22 protein-coding genes and 1 riboswitch are annotated in these 21,723 nt (G+C 62.1%); of the genes, 12 read left to right on the top strand and 10 right to left on the bottom strand.

Annotation, left to right across the window (positions count from 1 at the left end; all coding sequences use genetic code 11):
- Positions 1–16: 16 nt before the first annotated feature.
- A riboswitch (cobalamin riboswitch) is annotated at positions 17–243 on the bottom strand.
- 83 nt (positions 244–326) lie between these two features.
- From VMH34_09125 to VMH34_09115, 3 genes are all read left to right on the top strand, one after another.
- Positions 327–1,607 (top strand): MgtC/SapB family protein, encoded by a 1,281-nt coding sequence (locus VMH34_09125; protein ID HTT08934.1) that lies wholly within the window; start codon positions 327–329, stop codon positions 1,605–1,607.
- 11 nt (positions 1,608–1,618) lie between these two features.
- On the top strand, positions 1,619–1,990 hold the full coding sequence (locus VMH34_09120; GenBank protein HTT08933.1) for a PH domain-containing protein: 372 nt from the start codon (positions 1,619–1,621) through the stop codon (positions 1,988–1,990).
- A 62-nt stretch (positions 1,991–2,052) separates the two neighbouring features.
- A complete protein-coding gene (locus VMH34_09115) occupies positions 2,053–3,240 on the top strand; it encodes a fatty acid desaturase (GenBank protein ID HTT08932.1) in 1,188 nt (395 codons plus the stop codon).
- Between the two features lie 11 nt (positions 3,241–3,251).
- On the opposite strand, the gene VMH34_09110 is transcribed toward VMH34_09115, so the two are convergent.
- The 4 genes from VMH34_09110 to amrS all read right to left on the bottom strand — a co-directional run bounded on the left by VMH34_09110 (position 3,252) and on the right by amrS (position 8,099).
- Positions 3,252–4,007 carry an aldolase/citrate lyase family protein gene (locus VMH34_09110; protein HTT08931.1) on the bottom strand — a complete coding sequence of 252 codons (756 nt, stop codon included), beginning with the start codon at positions 4,005–4,007 and terminating at the stop codon, positions 3,252–3,254.
- Between the two features lie 20 nt (positions 4,008–4,027).
- Positions 4,028–5,080, bottom strand: coding sequence for a sensor domain-containing diguanylate cyclase (locus tag VMH34_09105; GenBank protein ID HTT08930.1), 1,053 nt, complete (start codon positions 5,078–5,080; stop codon positions 4,028–4,030).
- A 102-nt stretch (positions 5,081–5,182) separates the two neighbouring features.
- Complete coding sequence (gene icd, locus VMH34_09100) at positions 5,183–6,940, bottom strand: isocitrate dehydrogenase (NADP(+)) (protein HTT08929.1); 1,758 nt, start codon at positions 6,938–6,940, stop codon at positions 5,183–5,185.
- Between the two features lie 70 nt (positions 6,941–7,010).
- Positions 7,011–8,099, bottom strand: a complete 1,089-nt coding sequence (gene amrS, locus VMH34_09095; protein HTT08928.1) for an AmmeMemoRadiSam system radical SAM enzyme — start codon at positions 8,097–8,099, stop codon at positions 7,011–7,013.
- Positions 8,100–8,485: 386 nt separating this feature from the next.
- On the opposite strand from amrS, the gene VMH34_09090 reads away from it, so the two are divergent.
- From VMH34_09090 to VMH34_09050, 9 genes are all read left to right on the top strand, one after another.
- Positions 8,486–8,770: a hypothetical protein gene (locus VMH34_09090; GenBank protein HTT08927.1), complete on the top strand. Its 285-nt coding sequence runs from the start codon at positions 8,486–8,488 to the stop codon at positions 8,768–8,770.
- A gap of 309 nt (positions 8,771–9,079) precedes the next feature.
- Complete coding sequence (locus VMH34_09085; GenBank protein HTT08926.1) at positions 9,080–9,565, top strand: hypothetical protein; 486 nt, start codon at positions 9,080–9,082, stop codon at positions 9,563–9,565.
- Between the two features lie 3 nt (positions 9,566–9,568).
- The gene (locus VMH34_09080; GenBank protein ID HTT08925.1) at positions 9,569–10,750 is read left to right on the top strand and encodes a GNAT family N-acetyltransferase; all 1,182 of its coding nucleotides are present in this window, start codon (positions 9,569–9,571) and stop codon (positions 10,748–10,750) included.
- Positions 10,747–11,457 carry a leucyl/phenylalanyl-tRNA--protein transferase gene (gene aat, locus VMH34_09075; GenBank protein HTT08924.1) on the top strand — a complete coding sequence of 237 codons (711 nt, stop codon included), beginning with the start codon at positions 10,747–10,749 and terminating at the stop codon, positions 11,455–11,457. Before VMH34_09080 ends, aat begins: the two co-directional genes overlap by 4 nt.
- Positions 11,454–12,179 carry an arginyltransferase gene (locus tag VMH34_09070; protein HTT08923.1) on the top strand — a complete coding sequence of 242 codons (726 nt, stop codon included), beginning with the start codon at positions 11,454–11,456 and terminating at the stop codon, positions 12,177–12,179. Before aat ends, VMH34_09070 begins: the two co-directional genes overlap by 4 nt.
- 228 nt (positions 12,180–12,407) lie before the next feature.
- Entirely contained in the window at positions 12,408–12,626 is a 219-nt protein-coding gene (gene infA / locus VMH34_09065) for a translation initiation factor IF-1 (protein ID HTT08922.1), read from the top strand.
- A gap of 142 nt (positions 12,627–12,768) precedes the next feature.
- A complete protein-coding gene (locus VMH34_09060) occupies positions 12,769–13,209 on the top strand; it encodes a hypothetical protein (protein ID HTT08921.1) in 441 nt (146 codons plus the stop codon).
- A 141-nt stretch (positions 13,210–13,350) separates the two neighbouring features.
- A complete protein-coding gene (gene aas, locus VMH34_09055; GenBank protein ID HTT08920.1) occupies positions 13,351–15,477 on the top strand; it encodes a bifunctional acyl-ACP--phospholipid O-acyltransferase/long-chain-fatty-acid--ACP ligase in 2,127 nt (708 codons plus the stop codon).
- Positions 15,478–15,484: 7 nt separating this feature from the next.
- On the top strand, positions 15,485–16,201 hold the full coding sequence (locus tag VMH34_09050; protein HTT08919.1) for a HisA/HisF-related TIM barrel protein: 717 nt from the start codon (positions 15,485–15,487) through the stop codon (positions 16,199–16,201).
- Here the strand turns inward: VMH34_09050 and kdsB are convergent.
- The 6 genes from kdsB to VMH34_09020 form a co-directional block, all read right to left on the bottom strand.
- Entirely contained in the window at positions 16,193–16,957 is a 765-nt protein-coding gene (gene kdsB / locus VMH34_09045; GenBank protein ID HTT08918.1) for a 3-deoxy-manno-octulosonate cytidylyltransferase, read from the bottom strand. The two genes, VMH34_09050 and kdsB, sit on opposite strands and share 9 nt — an antisense overlap.
- 24 nt (positions 16,958–16,981) lie before the next feature.
- Positions 16,982–17,173 (bottom strand): Trm112 family protein, encoded by a 192-nt coding sequence (locus VMH34_09040; GenBank protein HTT08917.1) that lies wholly within the window; start codon positions 17,171–17,173, stop codon positions 16,982–16,984.
- Positions 17,109–18,158 (bottom strand): tetraacyldisaccharide 4'-kinase, encoded by a 1,050-nt coding sequence (gene lpxK, locus VMH34_09035; GenBank protein HTT08916.1) that lies wholly within the window; start codon positions 18,156–18,158, stop codon positions 17,109–17,111. Before lpxK ends, VMH34_09040 begins: the two co-directional genes overlap by 65 nt.
- A 10-nt stretch (positions 18,159–18,168) precedes the next feature.
- Entirely contained in the window at positions 18,169–18,603 is a 435-nt protein-coding gene (locus VMH34_09030) for a biopolymer transporter ExbD (GenBank protein ID HTT08915.1), read from the bottom strand.
- Between the two features lie 9 nt (positions 18,604–18,612).
- Positions 18,613–19,311, bottom strand: coding sequence for a MotA/TolQ/ExbB proton channel family protein (locus tag VMH34_09025; protein ID HTT08914.1), 699 nt, complete (start codon positions 19,309–19,311; stop codon positions 18,613–18,615).
- An 85-nt stretch (positions 19,312–19,396) separates the two neighbouring features.
- The gene (locus VMH34_09020; protein HTT08913.1) at positions 19,397–21,712 is read right to left on the bottom strand and encodes a DNA internalization-related competence protein ComEC/Rec2; all 2,316 of its coding nucleotides are present in this window, start codon (positions 21,710–21,712) and stop codon (positions 19,397–19,399) included.
- Positions 21,713–21,723: the final 11 nt, after the last annotated feature.

Here is a 21,723-nt window from a genome sequence, read left to right as displayed (position 1 = left end):
GCGTCGCCCGCCGTGACGGAATGGTTGTGGCACAGGCCGGTCTCCGGGCTCGCGAATGAACCTTGTCTCAAGGTTCGGCGGATCGCCTTCCCGCGCCTGAAGCGCAGTGGTCGTTTGATCCGCGTTTTTCGCCTACCGTTGCGGGGGCAGCGCCGGCATGGTTGTGTGCTGTTTCAACGCACCGGACTTCCCGTTTCACCCGGTGGAATGGCTCCATCGGGCACCTGTTACCGATGGCTAATATACGAACCCGGTTTCACAGCGTCAATTGATTGCGGTCAATGACGACAGCGGGCCGGCCGCGGTTTGTCTGCTAATATCAGGTCATGCAGCAGGCTCTGGATCTGACCGCGGTCGAGGATTTCGGCACGGCGTTGCTCATCGGCGCGCTCATCGGCATCGAGCGGGAAAAACGCAAGAACGAGGAGCAGGACATCGCCGGCAGCGGCTTGCGCACGTTCATCCTGGTCGCGGAGGTCGGCGCCGTGGCGGGCTGGCTGTCGCGCATTTTGCTCATGCCGTGGCTGCTGGTGGCGGCGCTCGTCACGGTAGCCGCGTGCATACTGTCCGCCTACGTGCTCGGCGCGCGCGTCCAGCCCAAATCGCTGGGATTGACCACCGAGATCGCCGCCATCGCCGTCTGCCTGCTCGGCGCGATGGTCACCTTCGGCTACCGTGATCTGGCCATTGGGCTTGCGGTTATCACCGCGGCGGTGCTCGCCTACAAGCATCCGCTGCACAGCTTTCTCGACAAGCTCGGCTGGGATGACGTCTTCGCCGGCTTGCGCCTCATGATCGCCACCTTCATCATCCTGCCGTTGCTGCCGAACCATCCGATTGATCCATGGCAGGCGCTCAATCCCTACTCCCTGTGGCTGCTGGTGCTGTTGATCTCGAGCCTGTCGCTGGTCGGCTACGTGGCCACGCGCTGGCTGGGCGCCGGCAGGGGGACCATGCTCACGGGTCTCACCGGCGGGCTGGTGTCGTCGACCGCCGTCACGCTTTCCTTCGCGCGCCAAAGCCGCGAGGACAGGCGAAGCGGCGCGGCGCTGGCGCTGATCTGCGGCATCCTGATCGCCTGGTGCATCATGTTCGGCCGCATCATCGCCATGGTGTTGGTGGTCAACCGGGCGCTGGTGGCCGACCTGCTGGTTCCGTGCATTGCCATGGGCTGCACGGCGGGCGGCATCGCCTGGATTTTCTACCGCCGCCGCAATGCCATGCAGCGCGAAATCTCCAGCACCGGGGATCTGCCGCTGAAAAACCCCTTCAGCCTGACCGAGGCATCCAAATTCGCCGCCTTTTTTGCGCTGGTCCTGCTGGTGATGAAAATCGTGCAACTCAATTATTCCGGCAAGGGCATCTACATCGTGGCGGCGCTGGCCGGGCTTACGGACGTCGACGCGATCACCCTGTCGATGTCCGAGTACGCCAAGACCGGCGACGCGGACGTGGCCATTCACGCCATCGTCATCGCGGCGCTCAGCAACACCCTGACCAAATGCGGGATGGCGGCCACGCTGGGCGCGCCCGCGTTGAGGCTGCCCATGCTGATCGCCACCGGCGGAATTTTCCTGGCGGGGCTGGGAGCCATCGTCATCTTCTGACGGATTGACACATGGGCAACTACGTCAACAGCAATCTCATCAAGGACGAGCACGTCGTCTACGAAGCAAGGCTGCACTGGATCACGTTCGTCTCCCTGCGCGCGATTTTCACGCTCTTCATCGCGCCGCTGATCGACAAGGTGACGAGTGAATTCGTCATCACCGACAAGCGCATCGTCATCAAGCAGGGCCTCATATCGCGTCGGACGCTGGAACTGAACCTCTCCAAGGTCGAGTCCGTGAACGTCGATCAGGGCATCCTCGGAAGAATCCTGGATTACGGGACCATCACCGTGATCGGCACCGGCGGCACGCGGGAATCCTTCGCCAACATCGCCGCGCCGCTGGAATTCCGCAAGCAATTCCAGCAGCTCTGCGCCTGATGACGCGTTCCATGCGGCTATTGAACGCCCTGATGACCATCCATTAGCATGAGCGCTGAGTCATGGGAGACCTGAAATTGGCCGGACTGATTGAATTGCCGTGGTGGGCTTACGTGCTGGTGGCGCTGGGGTTCACGCATATCACCATCGCCGCCGTCACCCTGTATCTGCACCGCCACCAGACCCATCGGGCGCTGGACCTGCACCCGCTGGTGGCGCATTTCTTCCGCTTCTGGCTGTGGCTGACCACCGGCATGGTGACGAAACAGTGGGTGGCGGTGCACCGCAAGCACCACGCCCGCGTCGAAACGGCGGAAGACCCGCACAGTCCGCTGGTCCTGGGAATACGAAGGGTGCTGTGGCGGGGCGCCGAACTCTACCGCGCCGCCGCCGATGACCGGCAGCTGGTCGCCAGGTACGGCCACAATACGCCGGAAGACTGGCTTGAGCGGCGGATTTACGCCGCCCATCCCGGCGCCGGCATCACGCTGATGCTGCTTATCGATGTCGCCCTCTTCGGCGCGCCGGGCCTGACGATCTGGGCGGTGCAGATGATGTGGATCCCCTTCTTCGCCGCCGGCGTCATCAATGGCATCGGCCATTACTGGGGCTACCGCAATTTCGAGCTTGGCGACACTTCGACGAATATCATCCCGTGGGGATTCTTGATCGGCGGCGAGGAATTGCACAACAACCATCACGCCTTTGCGAGTTCCGCCAAGTTCTCCTCCCGGCGCTGGGAGTTCGATCTGGGCTGGGGCTACATCCGGCTCCTGCAGGCGCTGCGGCTGGCGCGGGTGAAGAAAATCGCACCGGTGCCGAAGCAGAAGACCGGCAAAAACGGCATCGATCTGGACACCGTGCACGCGGTGGTGGCCAATCACCTGCACGTCATGGCGCACTACGCCCGTGATGTGGTGACGCGCGTATACCGGGAGGAATTGCGCAGGGCCGCCGCCGAATCGCGGACCCTGCTGAAGCCGCTCAAGAAGTGGCTGAAGCGCGACAGCAGCCGGCTGGACGCGCAGACGCGGGCCAGAATGGCCCTGGGGCTCGCCCACAGCCGCGCGCTCGATGAGGTCTATCAGTTCAAGCTGCGCCTGCAGGCGCTGTGGACGGAGAAGACCATGAGCCACGAGGCGCTGCTCGCGGCCCTGCAGGAGTGGTGCCGCCAGGCGGAGGCCACCGGCATACAGGCACTGCGGGATTTTGCCCTGTCCTTGCGCCGCTACTCACTTTTTACCGCTTAACCCGGCGGCGATCATTCGCGCAAGACGGCCAGCGTCTGTTGCGCGGCATTGCTGAGGAAGATCGTGTCGCAGCCGGCGGTGAGCAGTGTGAAACCCTGCGCGGCGTAAGGCTTCACCGCCGCGGCGCTGATGCCGAATATGCCGAGCTTCAGCCCCGCCGCCAGCGCCACGTCACGGACCGTTGCGATGGCCTTTTGCACCTCCGGATCGTCCACCTGCCCCGTCCTGCCCATGCTGGCCGAGAGATCGTAGGGCCCGATGAAGACCGCGTCGATGTCCGCCACGCGGATGATATCGCGTATGTTGTTCACGCCGTCGATGTGCTCGATTTGCAGCACGACGGCCACCTCCTCGTTGGCGCTGGCGATGTAGTCCGCGAAACCGTAACCATAACCGTGAGCGCGGGCGATGCCGACGCCGCGCGTCCCCACGGGCGGATATTTGCAGAGTTTGACGACGCGCGCCGCGTCCTGCGCGGTGTTGACCTGCGGAACGATGACGCCGGCCGCGCCCACGTCCAGCGCCTTTTTGATGGAAACCTCCTCCCCCGCCGGCACGCGAATGAGGCACGGGCAGCGATCACCCACCGCCTGTAACAGTGCCTGCGCCTGTGCCGGGTCGAAGGCGCCGTGCTCGGTATCGATGAACAGCCAATCAAAGCCCGCCTTGGACAGCAGTTCGGCGACGTCGGCCGAATGCAGGCTCACGAGCGTGCCGAACAACTGCTCTCCCGCGCGCAACCGTTGACGAAACGTTTTACCGCCCATGGATTGGAATAATCCGATGCCTAGCGGCCAAGCAGCCGGGGAGCGGAACCGTGCGCCCCGCCCAGCGCGTACATCATGATCCGGTTGCGGCCCGCGGCCTTCGCCTGATAGAGCGCGGTATCGGCGGCCCGCAGTATTTCCACGACGGTGTCTCCGTGCACCGGGAAGCAGGCCATCCCGATCGATACGGTAAGCTGCAGGGTGTCGCCGCCCACGGAAATATGCGCCTGCTCAATGGCGCGGCGCACCGCCTCGGCGCGCGCGTACAACACCGCCTCGTCCGTACCGGGAAGTATGATGACGAACTCCTCGCCGCCGGCGCGGCACGCGACATCCTCCTCGCGCACGCGGGCGGAGAGCTGGTCCGCGACGGAGCGCAGCACCGCATCACCGGCATCGTGGCCGAGCGTGTCGTTGACGCGCTTGAAATAGTCCACGTCGATCGCCATGACGGCGACGAACGTCTTGATGCGGCGGGCACGCAGGAGCTCGCGATGGAGGGTTTCCTCGATTTGCCGCCGGTTGTAAAGACCGGTCAGCGGATCCCGCAAGGTCAACAAGCTGAGTTCCATCTGGGACATGACCTGCCGCGCAATCAATTGCAGCGCCTCGGTCTGTTTCGTTTGCAGTTTCCTCGGTACGAAATCAATGATGCACAACGTACCCACGGCGTGGTCATGTGGCGTGATCAGCGGGACGCCCGCATAAAATCGCACCCGAAGAGGACCGGTCACCAGCGGATGCTCCGAAAAACGCTGGTCCTCGACCGCGTCCGGCACCACAAAAAGGTCGCGCTGCCGGATCGCGTGATCGCAAAAACCGCCCCGCGGCATTTCCCAGACATCAAGCCCTTGTGCGGATTTGAAAAACAGCCGGTCGGAGTCCACGAGCGTGACCAGTGAAACCGGCGCCTCACAGATGCTGATCGCAAGCGCGGTCAGATCATCGAACCTGGCCTCCCGGCCGGTGTCGAGCATGCAATAACTGCGCAGCGCGGCCACCCGCGCGCTTTCCTCGGCGTTGGATAATGAACGACTCTCCTGATGTGCAGCATCTGGCCGTTGAGTCGCCATCTGAATTCAAGACTCCCTGGGGATCGGGAAATCTACTACAGGCGAATTACCGGGTAAAGCTGGAAACCGCCGGGGAAATTTGGGAAAGGACGGCGGGATTGGTTACTCGGCCGTCCAGCCGAAGCGCGCCACCATGCGGAAAATGTCGGTGTCGCTGACGATGCCGACCGGGTGGCCTTCCTCGCCGATCACCATGCGGCGGACCTGGTGGGCAAGCATGCGTTCGGCGCATTCGTGCAATGAGGCGTCGGGCGGCATCATGGTGACGGGCTTGCTGGCGATGTCTTCGACCACGACCCGCGCCGGCGAGCGGTTCTCGAATACGATCTTCTTGATGATGTCGCGCATGGTCATGATGCCCCATTGTCCGTCTGCACCCGGCTCGACCAGTATGCTGCTGATGCGCCGCTCGTTCATGAACCGAATCGCATCCATCACCGTCGTGTCCGGCTTGATGGTCAGCGAGCGGCTCATGAGATCGCCCACCGTGCTGGGCGTGCGTCCGGAAATTTCCATCTCCTTGTAGGGATGCTGCACCCGCTGCGCCTCGCGCTGGTGGCGCTCCTCGTCGATTGCGCGCAGGCGCGCCTTGCGCTTGGCTTCGTAGTCGACGCCGCCGCGCATCTGCTCGATGAGCGCTGTGGCAAATTCGCTGGTCTTGACCGGCACCGCACCCTCCATCTGCCGGGCGAAGTCATAGGTGACGATGCGCTGCTGGATCACCTCCGGATAGGCAAAAGTGATGAGGTCGGCGGCGTCCTTCCAGCCCATGTACTCCAGCATCATCACGCCGGAGAACAGGAGCGAGCCGGGATTGACCTTGTCCTGATTGGCGTATTTGGGGGCGCTGCCGTGCGTGGCCTCGAATACCGCGACGTAATCCGCCATGTTGGCGCCCGGTGCGATGCCAACCCCGCCAACCTCGGCGGCGATGGCGTCGGAGAGATAGTCGCCGTTCAGGTTGGGCGTGGCGATCACGTTGAACTCGTTTGGTCGCAGCAGCATCAACTGGAACATGATGTCGGCGATGCGATCCTTGATGACGATCCTGCCTTCCGGGCATTTGCCGCCGTGGACGCTGAATAATTCCTCCTCGGTGACGGTGCGATCCCCGAATTCATCGCGCGCCACTTCATACCCCCAGTTGCGGAAGGCGCCCTCGGTGAATTTCATGATGTTGCCCTTGTGCACCAGCGTGACGCTTTCGCGATCGTTGTCGAGGGCGTACTGGATTGCCTTGCGTACCAGCCGCTTGCTGCCCTTGGGGCTCATGGGCTTGATGCCGATGCCGCTGTCTTCAAACAGCTTCGCGCCCATGCCCTCCGTGAGGAAGGCCTCGACCTTGCGCATTTCCGGCGTTCCTGATTTGTATTCGATGCCGGCGTAAACGTCCTCGGTGTTCTCGCGAAAGATGACCACGTCGATGAGTTCCGGATGCTTCAAGGGCGAAGGCACGCCGGGGTAGTAACGCACCGGCCGCACGCAGGCATACAGGTCCAGATCCTGGCGCAATGCCACGTTGAGGGAACGGAATCCGCCGCCGACCGGGGTGGTCAGCGGCCCCTTGATGGAGACGACGAATTCCAGCAATGCATCGCGGGTCTCCGCCGGGAAGATGTCGCCATACATTTCCGCCGCCTTTTCACCGAGGAACATCTCCATCCAGTGAATCTTGCGGCTGCCCTTGTAGGCGATTTCCACCGCCGCATCCCAGACCCGCAAACAGGCGCGCATGATATCGGGCCCGATGCCGTCGCCTTCCACGTAACCGATGATGGGGTTGGGGGGCACGGCCAGCCTGCCGTCCTTGATCGCTATCTTGGCGCCGCCCGCGGGCGGGCGAATATGCCGGTAAGTCATCCCCTGCTCCTTTCTTATTGATTAAACACGCCCGTCCCGCCAGACACGGGCTTTGGCGTATTTCCCACAATCAGCTTGCGTAATCGGCCAGCCGCACCGGCACGCGCTTCGCCCCCCACTGGCCGGGCCTGCCTTCGAACACGCCGGCGCATGCGGCGCCGCATTGACGGCAGTGGCCGTCTTCGGTCAATGCCCAATGGGTCATCACATACCAATCGCGCCCGATTAATTTCGTGCCGCACTGATGGCAATAAGTGCTGCCGCCCCGCTCATCGTGGACGTTGCCGGTGTAGCAGTATCGCAGGCCGTTCTTGATGGCGATGTCCCGCGCGCGGCTCAGGGTGGCGGGCGGAGTGGCGGCATGATCCAGCATCTTCCAGTCGGGGTGAAATGCGGTGAAATGCAGCGGCACGTCCGGCCCCAGGTTTTCCATGACCCATTGCGTCAGCGCCTCCAGTTCCGCGTCGCCGTCGTTTTCGCCGGGGATCAGCAACGTCGTGATCTCGAACCAGACCCTGGTCTCTCGTTTCAGATAGATCAACGTTTCCAGCACCGGCTGCAAATGGCTGCCGGTGATCTTCCAGTAGAACTCCTCGGTGAAGGCCTTCAGATCGACATTGGCGGCATCCATGTGGCGGTACAACTCCGCCCGCGGCTCCGGGCAGATATAACCGGCCGTGACCGCCACGGCCTTGATGCCGCGCTCATGGCAGGCTTGGGCCGTATCAATGGCGTATTCCATGAACACCACGGGATCATTGTAGGTGAAGGCGACGCTCCTGCAGCCGAGCTGCTGCGCCACGCGCGCGATCTTCTCCGGCGTGGCGGCATCGGCCAGCGTGTCGGTCTCGCGCGACTTGCTGATGTCCCAGTTCTGGCAGAACTTGCAGGCCAGATTGCAGCCGGCGGTCCCGAAAGAGAGGACCGGCGTGCCCGGCAGGAAATGATTCAGCGGTTTTTTCTCGATGGGGTCGATGCAGTAACCGCTGGATCGGCCATAGGTGGTGAGCACGACCTGGTCATTCTCATTGGCGCGCACGAAACACAATCCGCGCTGGCCGTCGTGCATTTTGCAGGCGCGCGGGCACACGTCACATTGCACCCGGCCATCTTCCAGCCGGTGCCAGTAGCGCGTGGGTACCGTTGCCGACATTCCCATACTCATTCGAGACTTTTTCCCAATCCCCCGTTTCCATCGAACCTACACATCATACTCCGTCCGCCACATGTATTAAGGAAGCACATGAATTTATGAATTTTATATATGTTTATACAACAGGTTAGTAATTACAGTTAAAGTAACTATTTATTCAAGCGGCAAATGCACAGCCTCGCGTTGTGCACTTAAATTTCCCGCCGTCGAGCCATAAGCGAATATATGATGCAACGCCGCAGCCCCGGACTGCGGCCGAGTCTCAATCACAGGAACCCAAAGGGGCTTTTCCAACGCCTTTAATTACGCTATTGTTGTCAATGGTGACGTCTGGCAGCTAGCCTATGTCTGGCGCCGCCCAAAGCAAAACAAACATCCTAGGAGGTTTCACAATGTTTAAAAAACTGACGACTGCACTTGCAGTCACCCTGGTCGCAACCCCAGCAGCGTTTGCCGCCAATCCTTTCTCCTCCACCGACCTGTCCACGGGTTACATGGTTGCCGAGAAGGGCAAAGACATGGCTGGCAATGATGTCGAAATGCCCGCCGGCTTCACTTATGGTGGCGACCCGACGGGTGCCTATGCAGGTGGCAAGATTGGCACCGGCGCGAAGGATCCGGCAGTGTGCGGCACCTTCTCCGAAGCCAAGTGCTCCATCACCTACGTCAAGAAGTAATCGTAGGTTCATAAAGAGCTTCACTGCTCGCTAACAACAAAAGTGTTCATTAAAAAACCCCGCGCATGCGGGGTTTTTTTTGCCTGCCTGTCGCCAGACGACTGCCAGCATTTCCACAGATTTCTGGAACCCCACAAACCAGCCGCCAATATAATTGCGTTGCAGTTCACAGAAAGCCGGCTCAACGTTAACTGACGGCGGGTCTTCGGAGAATCCTGTGCTACTCTTGTTTTAAAATCATACTCAACACGCCGACGGATTGTTGAAAATCCACCGTGTCGTATTTTTCAGCGATCCGCCAACGAGAAGATGCAACGAGCGCAGGCAGGTCTGTTGCTGTTTCTATGTTGTGCCCCCCTCCGGGCGCAATGGCAGGTCATTGACCCCGGCAAGGAACTCCCCGCATCCGCCGCCATTCGTAATACAAGCGGCGATGCCCTGCGCATATACCGGGACGCCCAGAATCAGGTGCGTTTGCGATTTCTTCTGCGCGCCGGCTTCGACAGTCTGGCCGCCTGCCCCACGTTTCAGGTGGCCAGCGAACCCGCCGAATACAAATCCTACGATGGCTCGGCCTGCACCACTGGCGATCACTGGGTCGAATTCACCCTGGGACGCATCGAGGGTGGAGCCGTCCATTCGCCGGTGCTTCACCAGTTGATGAACGGCGGCAATGTGGCCTTTCGATATGTCCTCAAGGACCATGGTTATGGAGAAACCGCATTCGACCTCACCGGCTCCAAACGGGCGGTCACGCGCGTGCTGGGTCGTTCGATCACCATCACACCCGATTAGCGCATGACCATTGTCCGCCCGGCGGTCGCAGTTCCCAGTTTGCGCATCCAGCTCTGTTCTTCGCTGACGGAAATTCCGGCGGCGGCATGGAACCGGCTGGCCAGCGATGCCACGCCTTTTTTACGTCATGAGTTTCTGGCGGGATTGGAGCAATGCGGCTGCCTGCGTGGACATGGCTGGGAGCCGGTTCACATCCTGGCTTATGAAGGCGGGCTGCTCGTGGGGGCGCTGCCGCTATACCTCAAAAGCAACTCCCATGGCGAGTTTGTATTCGACTGGGACTGGGCGGAGGCATACCAACGCGCGGGGCGGAATTATTATCCCAAGCTGGTCACGGCGGTCCCCTATACGCCCGTGGCCGGGCCACGCCTGCTGACGGCGCCGGATGCGGTGGCCGGCGATCGCGTGCGCGGCGCGCTGTTGGAACAGGCGCAGGAGTTGATGCGCGACCGCGCCGCCTCCTCATGGCATTGCCTCTTCCCCAACGAAACGGACGCGGACAGCCTGGTCGCCCGGGGCGGCTTGCGACGTCTCGGCTGCCAATATCACTGGCATAACGCCGGCTACGATGATTTTGAGGATTTTCTCTCGCGCCTGGACTCCAAGCACCGCAAGCAAATCCGCCGCGAACGGCGGGAAATTAAAGAGAGCGGGATTACCGTGGAGGTGTTGTCCGGACCGATGATCAGTGAAGAGACCTGGCGCGTTTATCACGAATTCTATCGCTCAACCTTTCACCGCAAATGGGGCGAACCGCGTTTGACGCTCGAGTTCTTCATGCACCTGGGGCGCGCCCTGCCCGATCAAACCCTGCTGTTCATGGCCAAAAAGAATGGCGCCTATATCGCCGGCGCCTTCGCGATGCGTGACGCGCACACGTTGTACGGCCGGCATTGGGGTTGCCGGGTAAACCAGCGTCACCTGCACTTCGAGGTTTGCTACTATCAAACCATGGACTATTGCATGGGTCAGGGTTTGCGACAGCTCAATGCCGGCGCCCAGGGCGAGCACAAGATCAGCCGGGGCTTTGCGCCGGTGCCGACATGGTCGGTGCACTGGCTGCGTGATCCGCGCTTTGCGCTCGCCGTCGCTGATTTTCTGGAGCGCGAAACCAGGGCCATGCAAGAGTACATGACGGCGCTTGAGCAGCATTCGCCGTACCGGCGGGCAACGGAGGCGGCGTGAAATCACAGCCGCTGTATTGGTTTGGGCTGCAACGTTACGCCGCGGATTTTCCGCCGCTGGATCTGGCCCTGCAGGAGCCCGACGGGTTGCTGGCGGCGGGCGGGGATTTGAGCGCCGAACGCCTGCTGGCCGCCTACCGGCGCGGCATCTTCCCCTGGTACAGCGAGCATCAGCCCATTCTGTGGTGGTCGCCCGACCCGCGCTGCGTGTTATTCCCGAAACGCATGCATATCTCGCGGCGCCTGCGCCGGACCATGCGCCGCGGGCGGTTTACGGCCACCTGGGATCGCGACTTCGAGGGCGTGCTGGCCGGTTGCGCCGGACCGCGCCGGGGCGGCGGCGGTACCTGGCTGAATCCCGACATGCAACGCGCCTACACCCGCCTGCATCAACTGGGTCGTGCGCATTCGATCGAGTGCTGGCATGCGGGTAAACTGGCGGGCGGCCTTTACGGCCTGAGCCTGGGCCGGGTGTTCTTCGGCGAGTCGATGTTCAGCCGTCTGACGGACGCTTCCAAGGTGGGGTTGGCGCATCTGTGCCGCTGGCTGCAAGTGTGGGGTTATGCGCTCATGGACTGCCAGGTGCATAATTCACATCTGCAGACATTGGGGGCCGAAATGATCCCGCGCGCCACCTTCATCGCCTATCTGGACCGGTATTGTGAGCAGCCGCCGGCCCCTGACGCCTGGCGCGTGGCCCCTCCATGAATCAGCCCACGCGTGCCGGCCTGCTGCGGTTCTACGCCACGCCGCCCCATCCCTGCGGCTATCTGCCGGATCGGCAGGCCACGACGTTGTTCGCCGATCCGGCCGTCCCCAAAACCACGGCGCTTTACAGCCTGCTTTCCGCGCACGGCTTCCGCCGCAGCGGCGGGCATCTTTATCGTCCGCACTGCCATCCCTGCCATGCCTGCGTTCCCGTCCGTCTGCCGGTGCGGGAGTTCCGCATGAAGCGGCACCAGGAGCGCTGTTGGGAGAAAAATCAGGACCTCGTTGTCAGCGAACGAGCGCCCGTCTATGACCCGGAGCATTACGCGCTGTATCAGCGTTATCTGAAGCACCGCCATCCCGGCGGCGGCATGGACGACGGCGATGTCCGTCACTACACAGAATTCCTCACCGCCGCCTGGGTTAACACGCGTTTTCTGGAAATGCGGCTTGACAGGCGGCTGATCTGCGTCGCCGTTGTCGACGTGCTCGACGATGCCTTGTCGGCGGTTTACACCTATTATGATCCCGATTTGTCGGCCCGGGGCCTGGGTAAATACGCCGTGCTCTACGAGATCATCCGCTCCAGGGAACAGGGATTGTCCTGGCTCTACCTGGGCTACTGGATCAAAGACTGCCGCAAGATGAGCTACAAATATGATTACCAGCCCATGGAATATTTCTGGGGCGGGCGCTGGACCCGTGAGTGCCCGGCGCCCTGATGAACCGCTCGTGGACTGTTCTTTAGCGGCTCGTTGGTGCACAATGCGCGCCTTGTCATCCGGCCCTGAATAAGTCCATCCGGGATTTCTCAGGGCACGGCGATCAAAAAACGCGGTTTTTGATCGTCTCCATTTTCAATGGCTCAGGCCGGCGAAAATGGCGGCACGTCCCTGTACCGCGAAGGATCACGGATCCCAAAAAAATCACTGGAGCTGCAGCAACACGCCATGCCCAAGGAAGAACACATCGAAATGGAAGGCAAGGTCATCGAGACCCTGCCCAATACCATGTTCCGCGTTCAACTCCAGAATGGTCACGTCGTCACCGCCCACATCTCGGGCAAAATGCGCAAGCACTACATCCGTATCCTGACCGGCGACGTCGTCACCGTTGAACTTACCCCCTATGATCTGAGCAAGGGCCGCATCACCTTCCGTGCCCGTTAGCAGATCACCCTGTTAGAACCGCCGCGTTAAAGCGGGAAATAAGTTGATCATCGGCAAACCGGCGCTTCCTTTTTTGTTGTGCGCGCTTTACCTTGGGTCAACGGGCTGTGAATCCGGAAAATCCCAGGCCTATGATGCTTACGTGCATTTGGTGTCGGCGCAGATGAATGGCGATTGCGGAGAAATGTATGCCCTGGTGGATGCCGGGGCGAAATCATACGTGGACAATCTTTGCCTGCCGCGCAAAATGACCCTGCTCGGGCGGGAAATCAATCTGGGATCGCCGGCAGGCGTCATTGCAGAAACCAGACCGGCGGGCACACCATTTACCCCGATGATCAAATTGGAGAGAACCATCGAGTCGCAGACGACCTCCGATGATGGTGCCGAGGTATACCTGGTCGTCACGGAAAAGTCTTACCAGCATTCGTTCAGTAATTGGGAACCGGCCTGGTTGCTGAAACACGAAGTCACCGTGAGAAAAACAGACGCGGGCTGGAAGATAATTAAATTTTCCGAGGAAGTTCTTCGGGATTTCGGCGGCGAAAAGGCCGCCACCGCGCCCCGCCCGCCTGTTGAATAAATCCCGGGCTTTGTCCATCCAGCCCGGGTGCCATCGTCATCTTTATTTCACCAACCATGACATGGGTGGTTTACTACGGCCCGTGGCAGTGACCGCCGGGCTGCAGCTACAATGCCCCGACGCCGCATCGAGGGTATGGTGATGTTACGGATTTGTTTACGCTGGTTGTGCGGACTCTTGTTCCGCGTTCGCGTCGAGGGCAACGTCGGCGCCGGCCACAACGGCAAGTTGCTCGTCATCGCCAATCATGAATCGTTTCTCGACGGTCTGCTGCTCGGGCTGTTCCTGCCCCTGCGCCCGACCTTCGTCGTTCACACGCAGGTGCTCAGGAACCCGCTGTTCCGCTTCATCCTGAGTTACGTTCCGCATCTGGCCGTCGATCCGACCAGTCCGATGGCGATGAAAAAAGTCATCGCGTTGCTCGAGTCCGACCAGCCGGTGGTCATTTTTCCGGAGGGGCGCATCACCGTCACCGGCAGCCTGATGAAGGTTTATGAGGGGCCGGCATTCGTCGCCGCCCGGACCGGCGCCACCCTGCTGCCGGTGCGGCTGGACGGGCCGGCGAGGTCCTACTTCAGCCGGCTTTCCGGCCGCCACCCGCGCGCGCTGTTTCCGCGCATCACACTCACGATGCTGCCGACCACCCGCCTGGCCATGCCCGATGCGCCCACCGCCAAACTGCGCCGCAAGAAGGCCGGTGAGGCGCTGCGCCGGCTGATGCAGGAGATGATCTTCGCCTCGCGTCCGGAACAGACATTATTCTCGGCATTTCTCGACGCCATCGCCGTGCATGGCCGCGGTACATTGTTGCTGGAAGACATGCGGCAGGAGGAGGAATCTTATGGCCATCTGCTCGGGACCAGCCTCGCGCTGGGCCGCATCGTGTGCAAGTTCACTGGCGAAAACGAATGCGTTGGGCTTCTGTTACCCAATATCAGCGCCACGGTCTGCCTGATCTTCGGCATGAGCGCCTTCCGCCGCATACCGGCAATGCTGAACTACACCGCCGGAACGCAGGGGATGCAGAACGCCTGCTTCGTGGCCGGGGTGCGAACCATCATCACCTCGCGAAAATTCCTGCACGCTGCGAAATTGACCGGGACAGTGGCCGCACTGGAAAACGTCCGGGTGTTCTATTTGGAGGATCTCCGCGGCCTGCTGACCTGGCGGGATAAGTTATGGCTGCTGTCCGCCCTGCTCTTCCCGCGCCGGGCGACGTTGCAAACCTCGCCCTATGCGCCGGCGGTGGTGCTGTTCACCTCCGGATCGGAGGGCAGGCCCAAGGGCGTGGCCATCAGCCACAACGCCCTGCTCGCCAACATCGCGCAAGTGCGCGCCGTCATCGATTTCTCGCCGGCGGACAAATTTTTAATCGCACTGCCGGTATTCCACGCCTTCGGCCTGACCTGCGGCGCCATCATGCCGCTGGTGACGGGGTGCAAACTGTTTTTATATCCCTCACCGCTGCACTACCGCATCATCCCCGAAATCATCTACGACCGCGGTTGCACCGTGCTGTTCGGCACCAGCACCTTTCTCGGCAACTATGCCAGGTTTGCCCATCCTTACGATTTCTACCGGTTGCGTTATGTGGTCGCCGGCGCAGAGAAACTGAATGACGAAGTCCGTAAAATCTGGATGGAAAAATTCGGCCTGCGCATCCTTGAAGGCTATGGCGCGACCGAGTGCGCGCCAGTGCTGGCGGTCAACACGCCAATGGCGAACAGGCCCGGCTCGGTCGGCACGTTGCTGCCCGGCATCGAATACCGGCTCGACGCCGTGCCCGGCATTGCCGACGGCGGCATCCTGCACGTGCGCGGTCCAAACATCATGCTGGGTTATTTTCTCCACGATCATCCGGGGACGCTCAAGCCGCCGCGCACCGAGTACGGCCTCGGCTGGTATAACACCGGCGACGTGGTCGAGATCGACGGCGATGGTTTCATCACCATCAAGGGCCGCGTCAAACGCTTTGCCAAGATCGCCGGCGAAATGGTGTCGCTGGAGACGGTCGAAAACATTGCCGCAACCGCTTCGCCCCAGCACCAACACGCCGTCAGCACGCAGAGCGACCTCAAGCGTGGCGAGTCGCTGGTGCTTTTCACCACCGACGGGTCACTGAAACGCGAGGCGCTGGCGCAGGCGGCGCGGGCTTTGGGTGCGCCGGAACTGGCCGTGCCGCGCAAGATCGCGCATTTAAAGACACTGCCGCTGCTGGGCACCGGCAAGATCGATTATGTCGCCTTGAAGAAACTGGCCGATTCCTGAACGCCTGATGCACATCGTCCCGGTCATTGACATCAAGGCTGGGCAGGCTGTGCGCGCCATTGCCGGACAACGGCGGCAATACCGGCCGTTGACAAGCAAACTGTGCAATTCCAGTGAATTGTCCGCAGTCCTGGAGTCGCTGCGTTCCCTGTACGCCTTCGATACGTTTTATCTCGCCGATATCGACCGCATCATGGGTTGGGGAGATAACCGCGCCACCATCGATATGCTCTGTGACCACCATCAAGAGCTCGCATTCTGGCTTGACGCCGGCTTCTCGCAACCGGAAGAGCTTGCCTGGCTGGAAGGCAGGTGCAACATCACTCCCGTTCTCGGCAGTGAAAGCATCGGCAGCCTGGATAAGTATCGGGCATTGCGACAAACGATCAGGAAACCATACATTTTGTCGCTGGATTACCTGCAAGGCCGCTTCCGCGGGCCGGCGGAGCTCGAACATCATCCGGAACTGTGGCCGGATGCCGTATTAGTCATGGAACTGGATCGCGTCGGCACCGGCGCCGGTCCGCACTATTGCCGACTGACGGAACATCCCGTTGAAGGACGGCACTACCGGATTTACGCAGCGGGCGGCGTGCGCGGGATCGATGATTTGCTCCGCTTGGAAGAGGCGCATGTGGATGGTGTCCTGGTCGCCACCGCCCTCCACGACGGCAGGCTGGATCGCGGGGTCCTCATCGCGGCTGCCAGCCGTGCATCAAACTGAACTCAATATCCGGCGCAGGCGTTCCAGATCGGCGGGCGTGTCCACGCCAAAGCCGGTGGGTTCCGCCGCCTCGGCAATTGCAACGTGCGCGCCATAATAGAGGGCTCGCAATTGTTCCAGATTCTCGGTCTGCTCCATGGCGCAGGGCGGCAGGGCGGCGTAGCGCTTCAAAAAACCCACGCGATAGGCGTAGATGCCGATGTGCCGGTAATATGTTTGTGACAGCGACCAGTTGACCGTGGTGTCGCCTTCAAACTGGATGCGATCCCAAGGGATGGATGCCCGGCTGAAATACAATGCCCTGCCCTGCACGTCAGCCACCACCTTTACCACGGCGGTGTCGAAAACGTCCTGCACCGCGGTGATGCGCTCACAGAGCGTCGCCATGTCGGCCGCGGAATCCGCCATCAGCAATTCCGCCACCTGCCGTATGGCGAGTCCGGGCATCAACGGTTCGTCACCTTGCAGATTCACGATGATGTCGTCGTCGGCATAACCCTCGCGCTGCACCACCTCCGCGATGCGATCGGTGCCCGAGGCGTGCGTCGCCGCGGTCATGCATGCGCGGGCACCAAATTTCTCCGCCGCTGTCCTGATGCGCTCGTCATCGGTCGCGATTACCACCGCCTCGGCACCGCTTTCCAGCGCCCGTTCGTGAACGCGCTGGATGAGCGGCCTGCCACCCAGATCCAGCAGCGGTTTACCGGGCAGCCGGGTGGAGTCGTAACGCGCAGGAATGATGACTTTGAACTTCATGGAGTCGGGGATGCACTGCCCGTGTTATTTGGCAAGACGTTCCATCTCCTCGTCCGTCAGTGTACGCGCCTCATCTTCAAGCATCACCGGGATGCCATCCTTGATCGGATAGGCCAGGCGGGCCGAGCGCGAAATCAATTCCTGTTTCTCTTTATCGTAAATCAAGGGCCCCTTGGTCACGGGGCAGACCAGGATCTCCAGCAGCTTGGCGTCCATATCCCTTCCTCCTCAGCAGTTCCAGCAGGCGCCGTTCGAAGACGGCGGGTAATTCCGCCTCGATGGGCAGATACCAATGCTCCATCCCGGCGAAGCGTTCGCATTTTACCGCGTCCTTCTCGGTCATGATGACCGGCAGGTCATCATTGAAGTTAATCTCCTCGCGCCGGAACACATGATGATCCGCAAACCTGTGGCAGCGCGGCTGATAGCCGAGCGCGCGCAATAAATGGAAGAAATCATCCGGATTGCCGATGCCGGCCACGGCGTGCACCTCCTGGGGCCCGGGCGTGGCATGCTGGCGTGATCGCGAACTGCGCGCAACCGGTTGCAGAACGCCGGGGGCATATTTCATCGGGAATTCGCCACGGCCGGCGATGCCGTGGGTCACGATGATGTCCACGTCGCGCAACCGCGAGATTGGTTCGCGCAACGGCCCGGCGGGCAGGCAATAACCATTGCCGTGACGGCGGATACCGTCGATGACCGCGATTTCGATATCCCGCCGCAACGCGTAATGTTGCAGGCCGTCGTCGCTCAGGATCAGATCGCAGCCCTGGTGGCGGATGAGCGCCTCGGCGGCCGTGTGACGATCCGGGCCCACGGCGATCGGCGCAGCGGTGTGGCGCGCCAGCAGCACCGCCTCGTCGCCCACGGTCGCGGGATCGCTGTCAGGCCGCACCTGCTGCGGCCATTGCCGCGCGCGGCCACCATGGCCCCGGCTGATGATCCCCGGCTTGTAACCCTGGGTGGAGAGGAACCGGTGGAGCCAGATCACCAGTGGCGTCTTGCCGGTGCCGCCCACGGTGATATTGCCGATCACGATGACCGGCGCAGGCAAGGCCTCCGGATTGATCAGGCGGGTGAGATAGATCTGCCGCCGCAACAACATTGCGCCGCTGTAAATCCAGGACAGCGGCAACAGCATGGCGCTGAGGGGATGCGGCTGGTACCAAAGTTCCTGCAGGCGATCTGATAACCCCATGACCACGCGATCAGGGTTCGCTCTGATCCGGCGGGGTTTCGGTGGCGAAGGAAATGTGCACCAACCCCAGTTGACCGGCCACATCAAGGACGCGAATGACGCTTTGATGCGTTGCTTGCGCATCGGCCTGCACGATCACCGGCGGTTCCTTCAAATCCTTGGCCGCTTCGCTCAGGGCGCGTTTCAGCGTTTCGGGCTGGGAATTCACCAGTATCTGCCCATTGATCGCGTAGTGCCCCTCCTTGTCCACGCTGACTTCGATGGCATGGGGTTTTTCCTGCTCCGCGTTGTTGTCACTGGCCTTGGGCAGGGTGAGATTGATGCGGTTGGGATTGAGGAACGTAGTGGATACCATGAAAAAGATCAGCAGCAGCAACACCACGTCAATCAGCGAAGTGACGTTGATGTCGATGTTGTCGTCCGTCGCGTTGCCGATGAAATTCATAAGTTGATGTCACTCGATGCGGTCTGTGGTCGCCGGACGGCGCATACGCGGCGTGCGCCGTGCGCCGGCCGGCCTGGCCAGCGGCTCATCCGGCTCACCGTAAACGCCTTCGCGTTCGCGATCGCCGTGCAGAATCTCCACCATCTTGATCGCCTCCTGCTCCATGTCCATCACCAGCCCGTTCACCTTGCCGCGCAGATAACGGTGGCAAAGCAGGGCCGGGATGCCCACGCATAATCCGGCGGCGGTGGTGATGAGCGCCTGACCGATGCCGCCGGCCAGCGCCTGCGGATCGCCGGCGCCGTGCAGATTCAGCGCCGAGAACATTCGGATCATGCCGAACACGGTGCCGAGCAATCCCATCAGCGGCGAAACGGCGGCGATCGAGCCCAGCATGTCAAGATAACGGCTCAGGTCGTGCGCGACATGGCGCCCGACCTCTTCGATGGCCTCCTTCATGACGGCGCGATCGTGGTGGCGATTGATCAGCCCCGCGGCCAGCACCTTTCCCAACGGCGAGCCGATGCGTAATTCGTTGATGCGGCGCGCATCCAAAATGCCCCCCCGTGCCATTTGCCAGACCTGGCCGACCAGATTATCAGGAAGTATGCGATGGCGTTGCAGTGACCAGAGCCGCTCCACCACGATGGCCAGGGCGGCAACGGAACTGAGGACGATGAGCAGCATGACCCAGCCGCCCGTTTTCATAATCTCAAACACCGGCGTGCGATCTCCGTCGTAAGTGATGTGCCGCGGCGCAGACCATAGCAGAGGATGACGCCGGCGAAAAGGGTCAGTCTGCGTTCCAGTAGTGCTGGTGCGTGCGGCGGTAGCCGGCGGGCGGGGCTGCCTCCCCGCCCAGACGCCAGCTAATCGCGCCATCGGCGTCGGTGGCGAGCGCCGTTACGCCAGCGTCGCGATAGCGGGCGCGCACGCTGGGATGCGGGTGATGGAAACGATTGCGATAACCGACCGGAAAGAACACGTAGCGCGGCGCGACCGCGTCGACGAACGCCGTCGTCGAGGAGGTTTTGCTGCCATGATGAGGCGCCACCAGCGCCTCGGCGCGTAACGCCGCTGGCTGCGCGCGCACCAGTTCCCGTTCGGCGGGAGCTTCGATGTCGCCGGTCAAGAGCAACCGCGCACCCGCCGCCGTGGCGACGCGCAGCACGCAAGAGGAATTGTTTCCAGAGGAAAATTCACCCGGCGCAGGATGCAGAACCTCGAACTCGACGCCGTCCCAGCGCCAGCGCTGCCCGGCTTCGCAGGGACGCGCGCCGGCGTACGCCAGCCGCTCAGGCACGCTGCTCAACACGCCGCCCACGGGAAATTCGCGCAATATGCTGGCTGCGCCGCCGATGTGATCATTATCGCCGTGGCTCACCATGAGCATGTCGATCCGCCGCACACCCTCGTGATAGAGGAACGGCACGACCACGCTGCTGCCGGTATCGAAACGTGGATTGAGCGCCGGCCCGGTGTCGTAGACCAGCACATGCGCGTGTGTCTGTACCACCGCCGACAGCCCCTGCCCGACATCCAGCAGCGTGAACCAAGCCTCACCCGGAGGCGGCCGCTCCAGGCCGGACCACAGCAGTGGCGACATCCACAGCAATCCCAGCGCACGGCCCGGAATGCCGCGCGGAAGCAGCAGCAACGCCGCGCCCACGAACGCGCCTGCACTCACCCACGGCGCCGGGGCGGCCTGGTGCCACACCGCCCCCGGCCAGCCCGCAAGAGGTTCCAGAAACTTCCACAGACCCTGCAGCGCCAGCAACGCGCCGCTCAGGAACCAGTAGCCGAGGAAGGGCGAACATAACAGCAACGCCGTGCCGGCGAGCACAAGCGGCACGACCACGAAACTGACCCACGGCACGGCCACCAGATTGGCCAGCGGTCCCAGCACCGGGTTCTGCTCGAACAACAGCATCATGAGCGGTGCGAGGCCGATGGCAATGGCCAGATGCGTGCGCCCCAGTTTCCACCACAAACCGCCCCGCCCACGGCGCCCGCCGGTGCTGTAAAGCAGGATCGCCACGGCGACAAACGACAGCCAGAATCCCACCGCCAGCACCGCTGCCGGATCGATCAGCAACACCACAATCAATGCCGCCATAAGGCTGTCCAGTTCGCGCCGCGGGCGTTGTGCCCACAGCACCCACATCGCCGCGCCGATCATGATCACGGTGCGCTGGGTGGGCACGGAGAATCCCGCCAGCAGCCCGTAGGCCAGCGCCGCCAGGAAGGCGGTGAGCGCGGCGATGCGCGGCGCGGGGACTAAAAGCAACGTGCGCCCCGGCAGGCTCCACAACCATCCGCCCAGGAAATAACCGAGGCCCGCCAGGAGGCCGATGTGCAGGCCGGAGATGGCGATGAGATGGCCGACGCCGGCGCGGAAGAACACCCGCCATTGCTCGGGACCGATGCCATCCTGCGCGCCGATGGCCAGCGCAATGACCACGCCGGAGAGCGGGTGAAAACCGATGGCTTCCTGCAACCGCGACCGCAGACCGGCACGCAACGCGTCCACCGACATGCCGGCCGCGGCGAGCCGGCGGGCGGGTTCCTCATCGACCACGTAACCGGTCGCGTGGATGCCCTCCTGGTAGAGCCATTTCTCGTAATCGAAGCCACCGGGATTGGACAGGCCATGCGGCCGCTTCAGCCGGACTGCGAGCCGCCAGCGCTCGCCGCTGCGAGGGTCCTCGGGCGGGTGGGACCAGTCCAGCCGCACCCGCCCGCAACCTGGCTGCTCCCGTCCCTGCCGGAACAACGTTTCCGTGTCGAATGCGAAACGGTAGCGGTCTTCAGCCTGCTCCGGCAAACCGCTCACACGTCCCTCCATGATCACTGTCTCGCCTTCCAGTGCCGGTGGCAGTTGCACGGACAGAAACCAGTGCGCGCGCAGAAGCGCCCAGCAGAAACCAGCCACAGCCCAGAACAGGGGCATCCATGCCGGACGATATGACACGGCCAGCCCGACGATCGGTAAAGCCAGCGTCCACAATGGATGGGGCAGACGGGCCTGCATCTGCAGGAACAGATCTCCCAGCAGAAAGGCCAGCGCTACTGCAACCAGCGAATAGCGGCCTTCGTCGCGCCTGGACACTGAGGGCCTGA

It is taken from the genome of Gammaproteobacteria bacterium (genome assembly GCA_035501935.1).
Classification (GTDB): domain Bacteria; phylum Pseudomonadota; class Gammaproteobacteria; order JAJPIJ01; family JAJPIJ01; genus JAJPIJ01.
This window is presented reverse-complemented; position numbering and strand designations above follow the sequence as displayed.